General features: G+C 40.6%; 17 protein-coding genes. 7 read left to right on the top strand and 10 right to left on the bottom strand.

Annotated elements, in window-relative coordinates; all coding sequences use genetic code 11:
* The first annotated feature begins 98 nt into the window (after window positions 1–98).
* Window positions 99–635 (top strand): lecithin retinol acyltransferase family protein, encoded by a 537-nt coding sequence (locus FTU62_RS06600; RefSeq protein ID WP_180102236.1) that lies wholly within the window; start codon window positions 99–101, stop codon window positions 633–635.
* A 139-nt stretch (window positions 636–774) separates the two neighbouring features.
* On the opposite strand, the gene FTU62_RS06595 is transcribed toward FTU62_RS06600, so the two are convergent.
* Complete coding sequence (locus FTU62_RS06595; RefSeq protein ID WP_373886328.1) at window positions 775–1,233, bottom strand: SRPBCC domain-containing protein; 459 nt, start codon at window positions 1,231–1,233, stop codon at window positions 775–777.
* Window positions 1,234–1,313: 80 nt separating this feature from the next.
* Complete coding sequence (locus FTU62_RS06590) at window positions 1,314–2,378, bottom strand: aldo/keto reductase (RefSeq protein WP_180102234.1); 1,065 nt, start codon at window positions 2,376–2,378, stop codon at window positions 1,314–1,316.
* A 96-nt stretch (window positions 2,379–2,474) separates the two neighbouring features.
* On the opposite strand from FTU62_RS06590, the gene FTU62_RS06585 reads away from it, so the two are divergent.
* On the top strand, window positions 2,475–3,398 hold the full coding sequence (locus FTU62_RS06585) for a LysR family transcriptional regulator (protein ID WP_180102233.1): 924 nt from the start codon (window positions 2,475–2,477) through the stop codon (window positions 3,396–3,398).
* Window positions 3,399–3,407: 9 nt separating this feature from the next.
* Here the strand turns inward: FTU62_RS06585 and FTU62_RS06580 are convergent, their stop codons facing one another.
* Together FTU62_RS06580 and FTU62_RS06575 are read right to left on the bottom strand one after the other, a co-directional pair.
* On the bottom strand, window positions 3,408–4,319 hold the full coding sequence (locus FTU62_RS06580) for a bestrophin family protein (RefSeq protein WP_180102232.1): 912 nt from the start codon (window positions 4,317–4,319) through the stop codon (window positions 3,408–3,410).
* A 135-nt stretch (window positions 4,320–4,454) separates the two neighbouring features.
* On the bottom strand, window positions 4,455–6,182 hold the full coding sequence (locus FTU62_RS06575; protein WP_078193499.1) for a glutamine--tRNA ligase/YqeY domain fusion protein: 1,728 nt from the start codon (window positions 6,180–6,182) through the stop codon (window positions 4,455–4,457).
* 168 nt (window positions 6,183–6,350) lie between these two features.
* Here FTU62_RS06575 and FTU62_RS06570 point away from each other — a divergent pair, with 168 nt between their 5' ends.
* Together FTU62_RS06570 and FTU62_RS06565 are read left to right on the top strand one after the other, a co-directional pair.
* Complete coding sequence (locus FTU62_RS06570; RefSeq protein ID WP_078193500.1) at window positions 6,351–6,860, top strand: peptidylprolyl isomerase; 510 nt, start codon at window positions 6,351–6,353, stop codon at window positions 6,858–6,860.
* Between the two features lie 122 nt (window positions 6,861–6,982).
* Window positions 6,983–7,702, top strand: coding sequence for a UDP-2,3-diacylglucosamine diphosphatase (locus FTU62_RS06565; protein ID WP_180102231.1), 720 nt, complete (start codon window positions 6,983–6,985; stop codon window positions 7,700–7,702).
* Between the two features lie 235 nt (window positions 7,703–7,937).
* On the opposite strand, the gene FTU62_RS06560 is transcribed toward FTU62_RS06565, so the two are convergent.
* Window positions 7,938–9,197 carry an acyl-CoA dehydrogenase family protein gene (locus FTU62_RS06560; protein WP_180102230.1) on the bottom strand — a complete coding sequence of 420 codons (1,260 nt, stop codon included), beginning with the start codon at window positions 9,195–9,197 and terminating at the stop codon, window positions 7,938–7,940.
* A gap of 12 nt (window positions 9,198–9,209) precedes the next feature.
* The gene (locus FTU62_RS06555; RefSeq protein ID WP_180094517.1) at window positions 9,210–10,457 is read right to left on the bottom strand and encodes an SfnB family sulfur acquisition oxidoreductase; all 1,248 of its coding nucleotides are present in this window, start codon (window positions 10,455–10,457) and stop codon (window positions 9,210–9,212) included.
* Window positions 10,458–10,761: 304 nt separating this feature from the next.
* Between FTU62_RS06555 and FTU62_RS06550 the strand changes: the two genes are divergently transcribed.
* Window positions 10,762–12,174, top strand: a complete 1,413-nt coding sequence (locus FTU62_RS06550; RefSeq protein WP_180102229.1) for an LLM class flavin-dependent oxidoreductase — start codon at window positions 10,762–10,764, stop codon at window positions 12,172–12,174.
* 50 nt (window positions 12,175–12,224) lie between these two features.
* Here FTU62_RS06550 and FTU62_RS06545 read toward each other — a convergent pair whose 3' ends face one another.
* Both FTU62_RS06545 and hpaI read right to left on the bottom strand, forming a co-directional pair.
* The gene (locus FTU62_RS06545; RefSeq protein WP_111883736.1) at window positions 12,225–12,443 is read right to left on the bottom strand and encodes a transposase; all 219 of its coding nucleotides are present in this window, start codon (window positions 12,441–12,443) and stop codon (window positions 12,225–12,227) included.
* A 327-nt stretch (window positions 12,444–12,770) separates the two neighbouring features.
* Entirely contained in the window at window positions 12,771–13,565 is a 795-nt protein-coding gene (gene hpaI, locus FTU62_RS06540; RefSeq protein WP_180094513.1) for a 4-hydroxy-2-oxoheptanedioate aldolase, read from the bottom strand.
* 252 nt (window positions 13,566–13,817) lie between these two features.
* On the opposite strand from hpaI, the gene nfsB reads away from it, so the two are divergent.
* Together nfsB and FTU62_RS06530 are read left to right on the top strand one after the other, a co-directional pair.
* A complete protein-coding gene (gene nfsB, locus FTU62_RS06535; protein ID WP_180023792.1) occupies window positions 13,818–14,471 on the top strand; it encodes an oxygen-insensitive NAD(P)H nitroreductase in 654 nt (217 codons plus the stop codon).
* Between the two features lie 115 nt (window positions 14,472–14,586).
* Entirely contained in the window at window positions 14,587–14,820 is a 234-nt protein-coding gene (locus tag FTU62_RS06530; protein ID WP_180102228.1) for a hypothetical protein, read from the top strand.
* A gap of 338 nt (window positions 14,821–15,158) precedes the next feature.
* Here the strand turns inward: FTU62_RS06530 and FTU62_RS06525 are convergent, their stop codons facing one another.
* The gene (locus FTU62_RS06525; protein WP_180102227.1) at window positions 15,159–16,013 is read right to left on the bottom strand and encodes an EamA family transporter; all 855 of its coding nucleotides are present in this window, start codon (window positions 16,011–16,013) and stop codon (window positions 15,159–15,161) included.
* Window positions 16,014–16,124: 111 nt separating this feature from the next.
* A complete protein-coding gene (gene fba, locus FTU62_RS06520) occupies window positions 16,125–17,162 on the bottom strand; it encodes a class II fructose-bisphosphate aldolase (RefSeq protein WP_078193509.1) in 1,038 nt (345 codons plus the stop codon).
* Window positions 17,163–17,281 lie beyond the last annotated feature (119 nt).

Raw genomic sequence — 17,281 nt, 5'->3', positions numbered from 1 at the left:
TTTAGCTAAATCATCGCTAAAATAGTCGATTAATTCACAGATTAAAAGTAGACTAATCTTTAAAAATAATTCGGATTTAAAGTAGGACTGGTAAATTCATGCACGTGCAGAAAGATGGTTTTCCTCTTGGAACACATCTGATTGTTAAACACTTCGGTTATAGCCATCATGGCATATATGCCGGCCGCGGTAGAGTCATTCATTACTCTGGTTTTGCACACCTTTTCAAAAAACATCCGATTGAAATGACTTCTATCGAAAAATTCAGCCACGGCAAAAAAATTATCGTTCAGTCATATAGCAATCCAAAATTTAAAGGTCGTAAAGTGGTGCGTCGCATGCGCTCACGTATGCATGAAAACAACTATCATCTGATTATTAATAACTGTGAACACTTATGCACCTGGGCCATTACCGGTGTTGAAAGTAGTCCTCAAGTGTTCCGTATGATGAACCGACTCACCACGATTGGCTATGTCAGTTCTCTGATGAGTTTTATGAGCAGTATGATGCTGACTGTGACCACCACTTGCTTTGCACTGGTGTTATATATTAAAAAGAAACTGCGCGAAAAAGCCAAAATGCAAATGCCGGTTTATACCTATTTAAAGCGTGAAGAACATAAAAATCGTTAATTCACTGCAGCAGCATTGAATCGTGGCTTTATCAAATTTCAATACATCAGCACATTGCTTAGAAATCCTGCGCTAATACACAAGCTTTTCCTTAAGGCGTATCAGATGTCATGCTTAATTTTGGTCACTCTTCACATTGCTAAAAGTTCGCATTGCTAAAAGGTGGAAATTTATCTTCAACCAAATTGCTTTGCAGGCCATGTTCTAAATAAATTTTGGCTGCATCCAAAACCGTTGTAAAACCACCTGTACTATCGATAATAAAATCAATTAATGCCTGACCTTGCAGAGGAATCTTTGAATTTTTGATACGAACGTAGGTTTCCATCGGGCTAATTTGCTCAAAAATAAAATCGACCTGAGTTTTTGGTTCTCCCCACTGTATTTGAATTAATTGGTTTTCCTTAATATTAAGAACGTCTACATCGGCGACTACATTATATTTCTGCCAAGTCCATTGCACGGTTTTACCTTCTTCTAGATAGCCACTCGATGCACTAAACCAAAAATGCTGTGTAATTAATGGATCAACAAAAGCATTAAATACGATATTGATGGACTTACGAATTAACATCTGGGTTTCAATCACGACACTCATCAGCATTCCTACAGTATTTTAATTTTATTCAGTGATAGCACAGAGAACTGATCATTGCCTACCACTGAATTGTTATTGCCCTATTCTGCTGTATGTTCTGAAATAAAGGCTGATGTCACTAGCGTGGGATTCTTCTCTGTAAATTGCCCATTCCAATACGGATAGTATGGATAAGGTGGATACACTGCACTGACTACGTCTAATTGGGCTAACTGCTCTACGCTTAATGACCATTCCTTCGCCGCAAGGTTATCCAACAGTTGCTGTTCATTACGTGCGCCTATCAAAATACTAGACACAGTCGGTCTGGTTTTCAGCCAATTCAATGCAATCTGCGGGATAGAGTGCCCTGTTTCCATGGCAATTTCTTGCATTACATCTAACACTGCAAATAACTTTTCATGTCGAACTGGCGGTGCGAATTGTGCTGTTTCATGCAGCCGACTTTGCTTTGGAATCGCATGCTCACGATCAAATTTTCCTGTTAATCTCCCCCAGCCCAGCGGACTCCAAACCACTGCACCAATCTGTTGTTCATGCTGCGCAGGCATCAACTCCCATTCATAGTCACGTCCAATCAAAGAATAATAAACTTGATGCACACTTAGCTTTTCATAGCCATGCTGTTGGGCAATCGACTGTGCTTTCATAAGCTGCCAGCCTGAAAAATTCGATGCACCGATATAGCGAACTTTTCCACTACGTACCAAGTCATCTAAACTGCGCATCAGCTGCTCAAGTGGCGTCGTGCTATCAAACTGATGCAGCTGCAGCACATCGATATAATCTGTGCCTAACCGCTTTAAACTCGCCTCCACAGCTTGAATTAAATAGCTTCTAGAATATCCACCTTGATTGATTCCATCATTCAATCGGATACCCACTTTGCTGGAAATAATCACCTCTTGGCGTTTTGATTGAAGTAATGCACCGAGCATCTGCTCAGAGGCACCATTTGAATAAGCATCTGCGGTATCGAAATAATTCACGCCTTGATCAATACAGAGATCAATCATGCGCTGAGCATCATTTAAGCTCGCTTGCCCCCATGCAGAGAAAATTGGGCCTTGCCCGCCAAATGTACCTGCACCAAAGCCGAACTCTGAAACTTGTAAGCCAGATTGCCCTAGGTTGTGATAGTTCATGGTGAATTCCTGTGTTTAATTTATACACAGAATAGGCACAGATATTTATCAGAAAAACCCTGAATATCGAGAAAAACTTTCTTGATTATATTGATAATGCTAACTGAAGATTTCGACTTATTCACACGAATGGCGGCACTGGGTTCAATCAGTCAAGCTGCCAAAGAAGCCAATCTCTCTGTTTCTGTCGCTAGTAGCCGTCTACACAGACTTGAACATAGTTTAGGGCTGCGCTTATTTCATCGCACTACACGGCAGCTACATTTAACACAGGAAGGTGCTGCTTTATTGCAGCAAGGTTTTCCCTTATTCGAACAATTTAATTCTCTCCTGAGCCAATTTCAGCCTGAACCACAACAACTCAGCGGCGTATTAAAAATCACATGTTCAGAAGTTTTTGGAAATCGTATTTTAGGGCCAGTATTTGCAGCCTTTGCCAAGTTGCATCCAACATTGACTTTGGATATTGAACAGACCGATCAAAATTTAGATTTGGTCTCCGCAGGTATCGACGTTGCGATACGTATTGGACAGTTAGAAGACTCATCACTGATTGCTAAACCGCTCAGCTTAAACCGTCGTATTTTGTGTGCCTCGCCTAGCTATATCGAACAACATGGCGAACCTCACTCCCTAGAAGAGCTCTCTATACACCAATGCATTTTACAGAAATACCCTAAGGGTGTTTCGCAGCTTTGGACATTCGTCCAAGATCAACACAACATAAATATACCTGTTTCAGGACAAGTTCATATCAACTCAGGTGAAGGCGTACGCCAAGCAGCACTTGCAGGTTTAGGCATCTCAAACCACTCCATCTGGCATGTGGAGGAAGATTTACAATCTGGCCAGCTCATCCAAGTTCTACCCAAGATCCCTGTTCAAAGTACTGCAATCTATGTGGTAATTCCGCATCGACATTTTGTTCCGCCTAAAGTACAGGCTTTTATGCGACACTTGGACGATTATTTTCAGCATCAATATGCTTGGTACGTATCGCCGAATTTATCTGAAAATTAGGCCAAGAACTTATCTTAAGTTACTGTTAAATGTCTTAATCAGCGGCGGAAGTTCAACTTCTAGGCTGCTAAACATTTCACGCTCAATATTGCGTACAATCGAGTCCAGCGGCAAATCATTTTCCTGCAAGCCAAAAGGCTCTTCCAGCTCTGCACTTAACGCATCCAAACCTAAAAATAAATATGCAATCAAAGCCACAATGACAGGTGTCCATATCCCTAAACTGGCCTCTAGGCTAAATGGCAAAATCAGACAAAATGAATACACTGCGCGATGTAAAAGCACCGAATAGGAAAATGGTAATGGCGTGGTCATGATACGGTCACAGCCTGCATGGATATCACCCATCGCTACAGTATGACGTGTGAGCGTGCTGTAAATAATGTCTGTAATCTGACCTTGTTTATAGGTTTTGACTAAATCTTTTTGAATAATTTCAAGTAAATACTGTGGTGCATTGATATTGTCTCGGCATTGCTGCCATTGCTGATCCGTCAAAGCTACGCCGTCTTTAAAATGTGCAATATCTTGTGATTCATGGCGTAAGCGATCACGTAACAAATTGCAAAACAGCATGATGCGGTACATCAACACGTTTCTTTGCTCATCTTCAAGGACATGGCTATCCCGAATCATGTGGCGTGTATTGGCAATCAATGAGCCCCAAAGCTTGCGCCCTTCCCACCAACGGTCATAACAGGCAGTATTTCGAAAGCTCAAAAAAATCGACAGAATCACCCCAAAGATGGTAAATCCGATGGCTGGAACTTCAGGCGTATTCAGGTAGTGTGCAGCGCTTAGATACACCAAAATCGCCGACAAACTCACGACGACAGCCAACGCAGGCATGACTTTTGGGAGTATCGTGCCATGCCATGCAAATAAAAGTTTAAAGCTATTATTTTTATTTCGAATGATCACTTATTTCCCCTCTATACTGCCTGAATGAACCATCTCAAGCATGAAAAAAGCCCAACCAAAGTTGAGCTTAATCTTAACCTACTTGATCTTAACCTATTGGGGATTCAAAGATGAATCCCTTTAAAAACTAAGATTTTATTTACCCGGTTTAAAACTGTCTTTCAAATCTAAGATGCGGTTAAACACTGGTTTTTCAGCTGTATGATCAAACTGATCTGCAACAAAGTAACCTTCACGTTCAAATTGGAAACGATCTTCAGGTTTTGCTTCTGCCAATGCAGGCTCAATGACCGCTTGAACCACTTTAAGTGATTCTGGATTTAAGTTTGCAAGGAAGTCATCACCCACTTCAGGGTCTGATTCAGTGAATAAACGGTCGTAGATACGAACTTCCGCAGCAATACCCTTGCTTGCAGAAACCCAATGTACAACACCTTTCACTTTACGGCCTTCAGGGTTTTTACCTAAAGTTTCAGGGTCGATTGAACATTTCAATTCAACCACTTCACCGTTCTCGTCTTTAATCACTTCATCACACTTAATCACATACGCATGACGTAAACGCACTTCACCGCCCGGAATCAAACGTTTAAAGCCTTTAGGCGCAACTTCTTCAAAGTCTTTACGATCAATGTAAATGTCTTGAGTCAACGGAATGATACGGTCACCCATGTCTACATTTGGATGACGTGCATGCACCAAATCCATTGCTTCAGGCAAGTTAGTTAAAGTCACTTTGAGTGGATTCAACACTGCCATACCACGCGAAGCAGTATTTTCTAGAGACTGACGGATGCAGTATTCAAGCATTGCAACATCTACGATACTGCCATCAACTTTCGTTACACCTACACGTTTACAGAAGTCACGTAGACCTTCTGGAGTAAAGCCACGACGGCGCATACCCACAACGGTAGGCATACGTGGGTCATCCCAACCATTCACAAAACCACCTTCAACCAATTTACGTAATTTACGTTTAGAGGTAATGGTGTAATCTACATTTAGGCGGCTTGATTCATACTGATGTGGTACAGATGGTGATTTAACTTTCTCGACAACCCAGTCATAGAATGGACGGTGATCAACAAACTCTAGTGTACACAGTGAATGCGTAACCCCTTCAATGGCATCTGATAATGGATGCGCATAGTCGTACATTGGGTACATTTTCCATTTATCACCAGTTTGGTGATGTTCAGAATGCAAAATACGATACAAAATAGGATCACGCATATGGATGTTAGGTGAAGTCATATCAATTTTGGCACGTAGTACTGCCTGACCTTCTCCCAACTCACCATTACGCATTTGTTCAAAACGCGCTAAGTTTTCTTCTACGCTAGCATCACGTTGCGGCGAATTTTTACCCGGCTCCACAAAATTACCGCGGTTTAGTTTGATTTCTTCAGGGCTCTGCAAATCTACATAAGCATCACCTTGTTCAATCAATTGCACTGCCCAAGTGTAAAGCTGATCAAAATAGCTAGATGCATAACGTGGCTCGCCGTTCCACTCAAAACCTAGCCATTTCACGTCATTGGCAATACCGTCTACATACTCTTGTTCTTCAGCATCTGGATTTGTATCGTCGAAACGGAGGTTACATAGACCTGCGAATTCTTGAGCAATACCAAAGTTCAAACAAATGGCTTTTACATGACCAATATGTAGGTAGCCATTTGGCTCTGGTGGAAAACGTGTTACAACTTGTTCGGTACGACCTGCAGATAAATCATCTGTAATGACTTGACGTACAAAATCTAAGCCTGGCTGTTGTTCCTGCTGCGCAGCTTCGACAGGGGCATTGTTCTTGGTTGTCGGATTGTTAGGCAGGGATGAAACAACATCGTTTGGCTTCATGGTAATAAAATCACTTCTATAAAGATAAAATTAGGATAATTAAAACGCTTTTCTTTATTTTTAACAAAGAAAGTAACGTTTTTACTTGCCTTGTAGTTTACAGTTTGCTTATGCTTCTCACAACCAAAAAACCCATGGCTTTCATGTCCATGTACAGGAGATTACACAATGAGTTTTCCTCAAGTCGAATTAAACACCAATAAAGGTCGTATTGTTCTTGAGCTTAACACTGAAAAAGCACCTAAAACTGCTGAAAACTTCTTACAGTATGTTCGCGATGGTTTCTATGACGGCGTGATTTTCCACCGTGTTATTGATGGTTTCATGATCCAAGGCGGCGGCATGGATGAAAACTTCAAAGAAAAAACAACTCGTGATTCTATTGAAAACGAAGCTGACAACGGTTTAAGCAATGATGTTGGTACGATCGCTATGGCACGTACTCAAGCACCTCATTCTGCTTCAGCTCAATTCTTCATTAACGTGAAAAACAACTCCTTCCTTAACCACACTGGTAAAACAGCGCAAGGTTGGGGCTATGCAGTATTTGGTAAAGTAGTTGAAGGTCTTGACGTTGTTGACGCAATCAAAAGCGTTCGCACTGGTAACCGTGGCTACCACGCAGACGTTCCTCTAGAGAACGTTGTAATTGAATCAGCTAAAATCATTTCTGAGTAATTTTTAAATTCTCCCCAACCCTCCTTTAACAACAGAGGGAGTTTCAATATGAAATAAATGTCGGAACTCCTCCCTTTTCTAAAGGGAGGCTGGGAGGGATTTTTAGAATAAGGAAAAGATTCGTGACCTATCTGTTTATCGCTGATTTACATTTGTCACCTGAACACCCTCGACTCGTTCGGGGGTTTTTAGCTTTGTTAGAACAATACAAAACTCAAAATACCCAGCTGTATATTTTAGGTGATTGGTTTAATGCTTGGATTGGTGATGACTTTACTGCCCCATGGTTAGACGAAATCATTGCAGCGCTTAAAGATTTTACTGCTTTGGGAAATCAAATTTATTTCCAAGTAGGTAATCGTGACTTTGCATTGGGTCAAAAGTTTTTAGATAAATTTCACGGTCAATTATTACAAGACGTGGATTATCTCCACATTAGCAACTATAAAATTCGCCTCGAACATGGCGATTTACTTTGCACCGATGATGTGTCTTACCAAAAGTTTCGTAAAGTGATTCGTAATCCTTTCCTTTTAGGTTTCTTAAAGAGCTTACCGCTTAGCATTCGACAAAAAATCGCCAATGGCTTCCGCAAAAAAAGTACAGAAACCAAGCAAGTTAAATCTTATGAAATCATGGATGTAAATGCCGAAGCTGTAGAAAAAGCTTTAGAGCATGCCGATCTACTGATTCATGGACATACCCACCGGCCCCAAATACATGATGTGCATGGCAAACTACGTATCGTTTTAGGGGACTGGCGCGCAGAACAAGCTCAAATATTCGAGGTTGGTGAAAACCCATCTATGAGTGATTTAAAATTAAAAAAATGGTCTTACTAACCCTTAGACTTTAGTTAATCCTGCCGTCATATTTGGTTAAAACAACACATCCATATATTAAGACATAGCCTTTTACCAGACTATCTCAACAGATTATCAATTGAACTGCATCCTACATATAGCAGATTAACGTCATTTAAAATCTTAAAAAAACAAAGTTTAAACTTAAAAATAATTTCACAAGGAATTCACTATGGACTTACTTTCATCCACAGTGAACATCTTCAGATATTAATTAAGCAGCAATGACAGGTTGCTTAACTGCTGGACTATTACCAATTTGCCATACATATGGTAGCGGCGTTTGATTAACCTCCCAATCACCAATGACTTTCTGTTTATAAATAAGTGGATTATGCGATGACACTACACGAGCATTACGCCAAAAGCGGTCTAACTGTTTAGTTGTCGAGCTTGCTGAAGCGCCCAAGGCGTTAAACAACTCACTACTTAAATTTAGTACCAACTCTGATATGACCACTTGCCCTTTAGAGGATTCAAGCTCCGCACGGTCATTCGCTTGCTGATCCAACTGGGTATCAGACTGAAAATGACTTAAATATGCGACATCCAAAGCTTCTGCTGCACGAAGTGTAATTGCTTCAGCTGCATAAGACTGTGCCGACGCCTTACCAATCACTTGTAAAATTTGTGCATCATCTCGAACTAAATCAGCATTACCATGGCTGTAAATACGTGTGCGTTCACGGACTTCATTACTGAAAACGTCCACAGCATTTTGTGCTATTCCTGCCAGCGTTGCCAAATGCACGACCTGATAGAATGCCGTTTGATATTTAAAGCGCTGATCGAACGGCAAAATATGATCACGATCAATGCTGACATCTTGAATATTCAGTGTGCCGCTGCCTGTGGTTTTTTGGCCAAAGCCATCCCAGTCATCGTATACTTGTATGCCAGCGTCATGTGTTGAAACTGCGGCTATAACATGTTGATTCGTTGTTTCATCTAAAGCGAATAGATCAATCCAATCTGCAAAGATTGTTCCGGTAGAATAGTATTTTTGACCATTGACCCTTAGCTGACCTTGCGCATTTTCAGTAACTCGGGTAACAACATCTCCAATTTCAACTTTTCCGATTTCTGTCCAAGCATTACCGACCAAATCGCCTTGCAGAAAGCGCTTAAACCAAACCGTTTGATCTTGTGTTTTTTGCGCATTTAACCGGTCTTCTACAAAAGCAAAATGACCTCTTAATGCCTGTACAACATTAGAATCGGCCTTAGCCAATTCAATTAACAACTGAAACAACTGTTTTTGTGAAACCCCGTCACCGCCAAAAGCCACGGGTATACGGACCGCACCAAATCCAGCTTGTTTTAACCATGAAATTGCATCATACGGCAGTTTCCTATTTTGTTCCCGCGCCAAAGCGCCTTCTGCAATTCTCTGAAAAATCGGACGGAACTTAGCGGCCACTTGATCATAGTCAGCACCTAAAGATAAGGGCTGTTTATTATTTTGAATCGTCATAATCTTCTCCTCTTAACTCCAAGCATGGCGCGGCGGTGGTACATCATTTAAATAGTAGTTGCCTACAATATTCAGCTTCCAACGTACGGGATCGTGCAAAGTATGCGTGCGCGCATTACGCCAATGACGGTCTAAATTCAGCTCAGACAATGTTGATCGTGTGCCTGAGAGTTCAAATAGTTTATTCGCCGCAAGTAACGCAATTTCAGTCGTCAGGACCTTAGATTCTGCTGTTAGTAGTGTTGCCTCTGACACTGTTTCTTCTGTTGGGTTCTCTACGGCTCGGTCTATCGCTTCACCCGCCAAAGCCAACACTGCCTCTGCAGCTCGGAGTTTAATTTTCAACTCGCCGATGTTGGCAATCGTATACGGATCTTGCACCGCCTTTTCTAAGCCTGAATCAATCCAAGGACGTGCATGCTGGCGTATATATTGAATCGTTTCATTAATCGCACCGCGCGCAATACCAGCATCGACAGCAGATTGAATGAATTGAGAAATAGCGCCCGCAGCCGTTGGACGTTCAAAAGCTTGATGAATGGGTACAATGTGATTTAAATCCACTTTGACATTGTCCAACAGTACAGAACCGCTGACTGTCGTTCTTTGTCCAAAACCACTCCAGTCGTTAATAATGGTTAAACCCGGCGTATGCTGGCGTACTAAGGCTGCATAAGGCTTTCCATCATTCACAGCAACAACAGGTATCCAATGTGCAAGCAAAGCGCCTGTTGCAAAGAATTTTTGACCATTAATGAGCGCATGATCATCTTTAAACTCAATGGCTGTTGTTAAATCTGCAACTGTTTTGGAACCTTTTTCTGAAAATGCATTGCCAAAGCGTTTACCTTGTAAGACTTGATCAAAGAAAAACTCTTGCTGTGATGGATTTGCATCCAAACGAATATGCTCGACAAAGGCCCAATGGTTTTGGGCAATTTGTCCTAGGGATGAGTCTGCACTAGAAATAATTTTGACCACTTCTGCAAGGGTTTTATAACTCACTCCTGCACCACCAAATTGACGCGGTACAGTAATGCCCCACAAACCTGATGCTGAATATTGCTGTACTTCCTGCAAAGGTAAGCGGCGTTCATGATCGCGTTTAGCTGATTCTTTTGTAAATTCCACTGCTAATTGTTCAGCAACCTCGATAGCTTCTTGATCAGATCGAATAATATGCGCTAAACCGTTAGATTGATAGAAATCGCGCGGAATGTTTTGCGCCTCTTTTAGTTTAATTTCAATTTTTGAAGTCATTCTTAAAATGCTCAGTTTAGATATTATTCAAATAAGCTAGCACTTTTTATTTTGATTATTTATAGAATTATCATCAAAACAAATCAGTTTTCATGACATGGAATTTACATTTTTAATTGTCAAACAAAATCTTTATAAGCCGTACCAAACAAAAAAAATATCTGCTTATCCATATGAATATATGAAGTATTCAAAAATTATGATTAGCATTTATTCAGATTTGTTTTTGACTTTTTATTAATAAATGCAGCTGTATTTTTATATACCCTCTTATGCAAGAGATTAAATAACCTAGTAAAAAATCATGTCTAAAAATATTCGCTTCAATGCCTTTGAAATGAACTGTATTGCACATCAGTCACCCGGTCTATGGCGTCATCCATTAGACCGTTCTACAGAATACAAAGACCTAGAATATTGGACCGACTTAGCTAAAATTTTAGAACGCGGAAAATTTGATGGTGTCTTTATAGCAGATGTTTTGGGTATCTATGATGTCTATCATGGTTCTGCTGAACATGCGCTGACTGGCGCAGTGCAAGTGCCAGTGAATGATCCTTTGCAAATTGTTCCCGCAATGGCAGCCGTCACCAAACATTTAGGCTTTGGTGTCACGACTTCAATTTCATTTGAGCACCCCTATCCTTTCGCAAGGCGTATGAGTACTTTAGATCACCTGACGAAAGGCCGTGCAGGGTGGAACATTGTGACTTCCTATCTAGAAAGTGGCTCTAAAAATCTAGGTCTGAAAACCCAAGTCAGCCATGATAACCGCTATGACATTGCAGATGAATATTTAGAGGTCCTCTATAAACTCTGGGAAGGTTCTTGGGAAGATGATGCTGTGCTACGCGATAAGCAAAAAGGGATTTTTGCCGATTACCGTAAAGTGCATCCAATTCAACATGAAGGAAAATACTTTACAGTTCCTGGCATTCATATTTGCGAACCTTCACCCCAGCGTACACCGGTTTTATATCAAGCTGGCGCTTCAGCACGCGGACAACAGTTTGCTAGTCAAAATGCGGAATGTGTTTTCATCTCTGCACCAACTCAAATTGCTGTAAAAAAGCTGACAGATGGTATTCGTCATAATTTAGTGAAAGAAGGCAAAGATCCGAATTCTGTTCTGATCTATACCATGCTGGCCATAGTGGTTGATGAGACCGATGAAAAAGCCCAAGCTAAGTTCCGTGAATATCAGCACTATGGCAGCTATGACGGCGGCTTGACCCTGGCTTCTGGCTGGTCAGGTGTCGACTTTTCTCAGTTTAAACCAACAGATCAAGTGGAATACATTCAAACCGATGCCATTCAATCTATGCTGCAATCTTATGTAGAGGCAGATCCTGATAAAATTTGGACGATTGAGGAAATTGCAAAATGGACCAGTGTCGGCGGTAACGGACCTGTTATTGTCGGCTCTCCAGCAACCGTGGCAGACCGTTTACAGGAGTGGATTGAGTACACTGGTATCGATGGCTTTAACTTAGCCTACATATTGGCGCATAAGAGTTTTGAAGATATTGTGGAATACGTGGTACCAGAATTACAACATCGTGGTGTATATCAAACAGAATATGCTGACGGAACCTTGCGTGAAAAACTCTTCGGCCAAGGCGCGAAATTGCCCGACAACCACCGTGCGGCGCAATACCGATATAAAAATCACGCTCAAGTTGCGAACAAGCATCACAACACCTTGAAATGGCTTTAGCCGCTTTTTTTAGGCAAAAAAAACAGCAGATGATCTGCTGTTTTTTGCTTTCAGGCTAAGCGATATAGCTGGTTTGGGCCAGTATAGAAGCTTTTACCATCTAGATTCAGGTTAAATGTCTCACCTGTTTCTAATTCAATCATTTGCCCAACATCAACCCAAATTAAACCAGCATTGGTATTTTGTTGACGTTTCAAAGGCACCAATTTCACATTAATTTCATCGCCATTTACAGCTTTGGCAGTTTGCCAAGTATTTAAAATATTCAAAAGATTTACTCAACATGTGAGCTTTTTGTGACAGAACAAAGAGATTAATCAATCGGGTTTGGAATAATAATTCTGTAGTTACAAAGATAAGATTCAAGTCAGAAGCTTGAATACAGATAAATCACAATCAGCTAAATAAAAAAGATAAGCAGGAACATTACCTGCTTCGAGTTAAGCAGAAGTATACAATATTGCCCTTTGATTAGCAAAAGTAGAGTTTACATATACTCTAAGCCACTACTTTTGCTAAAATTATTGAATTAAAATTTTAACCATCGAGTAAATTAATTATCCATACAGTGAATAATATAACGAAGGCTGTATCGCTTAGTAACCACCTTCTGTTTTCGTAACTGGGGTATCATTTTTGTATTTCGATAAAAGTTCACGTAACGAATTCATGAGCACACTGGTATCGACACCCACGGCAACAAATTCTGTGCCTAACTCGATATATTTCTGAGTCACATCATGTTGTGTCGACAAAATACCTGCAGCTTTACCCGCCTTACGTATGCGCTGAATCGCATCAATCACGGTTTTTTGTACTTCAGGATGATTCGGATTCCCTTGATAACCCATCGTCGCCGACAAATCTACTGCACCAATAAACACCCCATCGATGCCATCAATTTTCAATATTTCATCCAAGTTTTTAATCCCTTCAACCGACTCAATCTGAATCAGTAAACAGATATTTTCATGTGCATTTGCATAATAGTCAGCAATACTGTTCCAACGTGTTGCACGTGCTAATGCTGCACCAACGCCTCTAATACCCTCGGGTGGATAACGTACTGCCTTAACCATAAGTTGAGCTTGTTCAACAGTTTCGACCATAGGGATGAGCAAGGTTTGCGCACCGATATCCAACAATTGTTTAATCAGTTGCACACTACCAATTGGAGGTCGAACCACAGCCTGCGAAGGATATGCTGCAATACTTTGCAGTTGCGACAATGTCGTCCGCAAGTCACTTGGCGCATGCTCACCATCAATGAGCAACCAGTCATAACCTGCATTTGCAGCTATTTCAGTACCATAAGCATCGGCTAAACCGACCCACAAACCAATCTGCTGTTCGGTTTTTAATTTTTTCTTGAAATGATTGGTGTAATCCATCGCTGCTGTCTCATGCTTAAACTATGATTAACTACAATTGATTAAACGCCTTTTGGCAAAAACTACCAATAGCATTTATCTATCTTATGATTTTATATAACTCTAATTCGCACTTCATACAGCTTAAATCTGTTAATTTTTAGCCAATGAGTACAGCATATACGACTAAGATCTATCCTTGGAAAATTTTCTCCTTAGACCATTTGTCCATTTATCCGCTAAACTACAGCAAACTATATCTGGAGATATTCGATGGATCTGTTAAACGTATCAAAACAACGCTATACCACGAAAGCATATAATCCTGCTAAAAAAATTCCACAGGAACAATTTGAGCGTTTATTACAAATACTCCGTTTAACACCATCTTCCATCAATATTCAGCCTTGGCATTTTTTTATTGCAGATCATGATGCAGCCAAACAACGCATTGCCAAAGCCTTAGTAGGAAAATATGCCTACAATGCCCCAAAAGTTTTAGATTCATCACATACGATTTTATTCTGTACTAAAGCAGACATCACTGCAGAGCATTTAGATAATCTTTTAAATCAGGATGATCGTAGTGGTCGCTTTAAAGATGACAAAGCCAAACAAGGTCAAAAAGACAGCCGTACAGGTTATGTCGATTATTATCGTAATGAAAAAGGTGATATTCAACGTTGGGCTGAAAACCAAACATTTATTGCTTTAGGTCAAATGCTTTTGGCAGCAGGCATTGAAGGTGTCGATGCAACTCCTATTGGTGGATTTGACGAAGCGATCATCTCTGAAGAATTGGGCTTAGTTGAACAAAACTTGATTCCTTCTGTACTGATGACTTTAGGCTATCGCAGTGAAAATGATTTCAATGCGAAATTACCTAAATCACGTCTAAATGCTGAAGAAATTTTTACACATCTTTAAGCTTTCCATAAAACCGACGAAAGGGGCAATTTTGCCTCTTTTTTGTCATTTCGGGACTTATTATTTAAACAATTATCGAGTATATTCTGCTCAAAATATACTCAGGTCTCTCCCTATGCCTACAGCTATAAAATTACCTATGAAATTTCATTGCGAAGCGTGCAATACGGTTTATTTACAAAAATATGCGGGCGATATGCCCCATAGCTATCCAAACTGCCCTAACTGTAAACAACCGGGTCAATTACAAGGCACCATTGAAACACAAGATTTCCTAAAACACCCCGTTGCAGTGGGTAAATGTTATTTTGAAAATACCTTACAACGTTTTCAACAATTCACGCGTTAACTAAGCATCTAAAACTAAAAGCCCTCAATACGAGGGCTTTTTTAATAACGACATATTTAGCAACAATGTGAAAATAGAAAATTTATAAATTGGTCTGAACTTTGCTGAATAATTTGAATCAAAACAACAATTCAAGCAGAGGTGGGACATGTCATATTTACTACAAATGCCGATGAAGTTTGAATGCGGTCATTGCCATCAAATGTATCTGCATACTTATCAATATACCGACCTCCACTGCCTTGAGTGTCCAACGTGTCGAGATCAAGGACTGCTCATGGGCGTGGCTGAATGGGATGATGTACTACAGCACCCAATCGTTTTTGCTAAAAATTATCTTAGACAGACATGGCATATGCTAAGCAAACCACACTCATGATCCCTGCAATCAAACCAAATACGGTTGCGACTCTCAATTTTTCTTTAAAGATGATGAGGCCCGCAACCACACCTAAAACCACGACCAAAATATTCATTCCAGCAAACACGATTGCAGGTGTGTCTTTAAGCAACATGTGGGCTTTCACATACAGTGCGATATTGGCAAAGTTCAAGAGACCTAAGCCCAATCCAGCGAGGATATTTTTGGTCTGCCCCAAACTGCCGTGCTGTACGATGTTATAAATGCTCGAAAGTAAAAATGCACAAATAAACACCAAATTTAAAGTCACCGCAAACTGCATGCCCAAACCTGAAGCAAATTTTAATAGCACATCAATCAGTGCATAGCCTGCCCAAACGCTCAATAAAAATAAAATACCCTGCTTTCCATCAATGCTTCCCTTGCGCTGTGAAAATAAAATCAGCAATACCGCAAGTACACCAAGTGCAATACCAATGAGCTTAATGGCATTAAAATATTCACTGAAAATAAAATAGGCTGCGCTAAGAGAAAGCACAACAGATAAGCGCTGAGCCAATTCGGTTTTTAAAATACCCGCAGTTTGCAGTGAACGTGCTAAGCAATAAAAAATCGTCGGCAGTAATACACCCAAAGCCGCAATTAAAACCCATGGTGTTTTATTAATTGAAATATGCGCTAGATCCGGCTTAAACCACAGAAAACATAAAATACTCGCAGATGAATAATTCCATGTGATCATTTGTGCAGGGTTAAAACCCCGATCACGACAGAGTTTTAGAATTACTGAAACGAGAACACTGCAAATCGCGGCAGCAAAGATCAATCCCATGACACGCTCTTATTCTTGAGTTGTATTTAAAGCAATTTTTCTAAGTTCAAATCAAAGAAAAGCCCACTTAATTGTGGGCTTTTCTTCAAAAATAATCTATCTCAAGACAAATTATTTATAGTGACTCACCATTTTCTCTAAAGAAATTGGACGAATCTTGTCAGCATTACCCGCTGTACCAAATGCTTCATAACGATCGATACAAATTTGTTTCATCGCATCAACAGTTGCAGAGAAGAATTTACGTGGGTCAAATTCAGCTGGTTTTTCAGCCATCATACGGCGCATAGCACCTGTAGAAGCAAGACGTAAGTCAGTATCGATGTTAATTTTACGAACACCGTGTTTGATTGCGTCTACAAGTTGGTCTACTGGAACACCATAAGTTTCGCCGATGTTACCACCGAATTCATTAATTACAGCTAACCATTCTTGTGGCACAGAGCTTGAACCGTGCATTACAAGATGTGTATTTGGTAAAGCAGCGTGAATTTCTTTAATACGGTCAATTGCTAAGATGTCACCTGTAGGTGGGCGAGTAAATTTGTACGCACCGTGTGAAGTACCCACTGCAATTGCAAGTGCATCAACATTAGTATCGGCTACAAATGAACGCGCTTCTTCAACTGAAGTTAAAAGCTGAGAATGATCAAGTACGCCTTCAGCGCCTACACCATCTTCTTCACCAGCCATACCAGTTTCAAGGCTACCTAAACAACCGATTTCGCCTTCTACTGAAACGCCACACGCATGTGCCATTTGAACAGTACGACGAGTCACGTCTACGTTGTATTCGTATGAAGTTGGCGTTTTACCGTCTTCACCTAAAGAACCGTCCATCATCACTGATGAGAAGCCAAGTTGAATAGAACGTTGACATACATCAGGGCTAGTACCATGGTCTTGGTGCATAACCACAGGAATATGTGGCCATTCTTCGATTGCTGCCAAAATCAAATGACGCAAGAACGGAGCACCTGCATACTTACGTGCACCCGCAGATGCTTGTACAATTACAGGTGAATTTGTTGCATCTGCTGCAAGCATAATTGCACGCATTTGTTCTAAGTTGTTTACGTTGAATGCTGGTACGCCGTAAGCATGTTCGCCGGCGTGATCCAAGAGCTGGCGCAATGAAATAAGAGCCATAATATCCTCCCAGGTAATGCCGCATATTCTACATGCTCAATCATTTCAATTCAGCAACAAATAACACTATTTAAAAAAAATCCCTGCATTTGCAGGGACTTTTTAAATAAAGACAACAA

The sequence above is a fragment of the Acinetobacter sp. YH12126 genome (assembly GCF_013418745.1).
In the GTDB taxonomy this organism is placed as follows: Bacteria; Pseudomonadota; Gammaproteobacteria; order Pseudomonadales; family Moraxellaceae; genus Acinetobacter; species Acinetobacter amyesii.
The sequence above is the reverse complement of the archived record's forward strand: the minus strand, read 5'-3'. Positions and strand labels throughout refer to the sequence as shown.

Bases quoted from the DNA above. Each gene is read 5' to 3' on its own strand.
- FTU62_RS06600 (WP_180102236.1), top strand. From the start codon at position 99: ATGCACGTGCAGAAAGATGGTTTTCCTCTTGGAACACATCTGATTGTT.
- FTU62_RS06595 (WP_373886328.1), bottom strand. From the start codon at position 1,233: ATGAGTGTCGTGATTGAAACCCAGATGTTAATTCGTAAGTCCATCAAT.
- FTU62_RS06590 (WP_180102234.1), bottom strand. From the start codon at position 2,378: ATGAACTATCACAACCTAGGGCAATCTGGCTTACAAGTTTCAGAGTTC.
- FTU62_RS06585 (WP_180102233.1), top strand. From the start codon at position 2,475: ATGCTAACTGAAGATTTCGACTTATTCACACGAATGGCGGCACTGGGT.
- FTU62_RS06575 (WP_078193499.1), bottom strand. From the start codon at position 6,182: ATGAAGCCAAACGATGTTGTTTCATCCCTGCCTAACAATCCGACAACC.
- FTU62_RS06570 (WP_078193500.1), top strand. From the start codon at position 6,351: ATGAGTTTTCCTCAAGTCGAATTAAACACCAATAAAGGTCGTATTGTT.
- FTU62_RS06560 (WP_180102230.1), bottom strand. From the start codon at position 9,197: ATGACGATTCAAAATAATAAACAGCCCTTATCTTTAGGTGCTGACTAT.
- FTU62_RS06555 (WP_180094517.1), bottom strand. From the start codon at position 10,457: ATGACTTCAAAAATTGAAATTAAACTAAAAGAGGCGCAAAACATTCCG.
- FTU62_RS06550 (WP_180102229.1), top strand. From the start codon at position 10,762: ATGTCTAAAAATATTCGCTTCAATGCCTTTGAAATGAACTGTATTGCA.
- hpaI (WP_180094513.1), bottom strand. From the start codon at position 13,565: ATGGATTACACCAATCATTTCAAGAAAAAATTAAAAACCGAACAGCAG.
- nfsB (WP_180023792.1), top strand. From the start codon at position 13,818: ATGGATCTGTTAAACGTATCAAAACAACGCTATACCACGAAAGCATAT.
- FTU62_RS06530 (WP_180102228.1), top strand. From the start codon at position 14,587: ATGCCTACAGCTATAAAATTACCTATGAAATTTCATTGCGAAGCGTGC.
- FTU62_RS06525 (WP_180102227.1), bottom strand. From the start codon at position 16,013: ATGGGATTGATCTTTGCTGCCGCGATTTGCAGTGTTCTCGTTTCAGTA.
- fba (WP_078193509.1), bottom strand. From the start codon at position 17,162: ATGGCTCTTATTTCATTGCGCCAGCTCTTGGATCACGCCGGCGAACAT.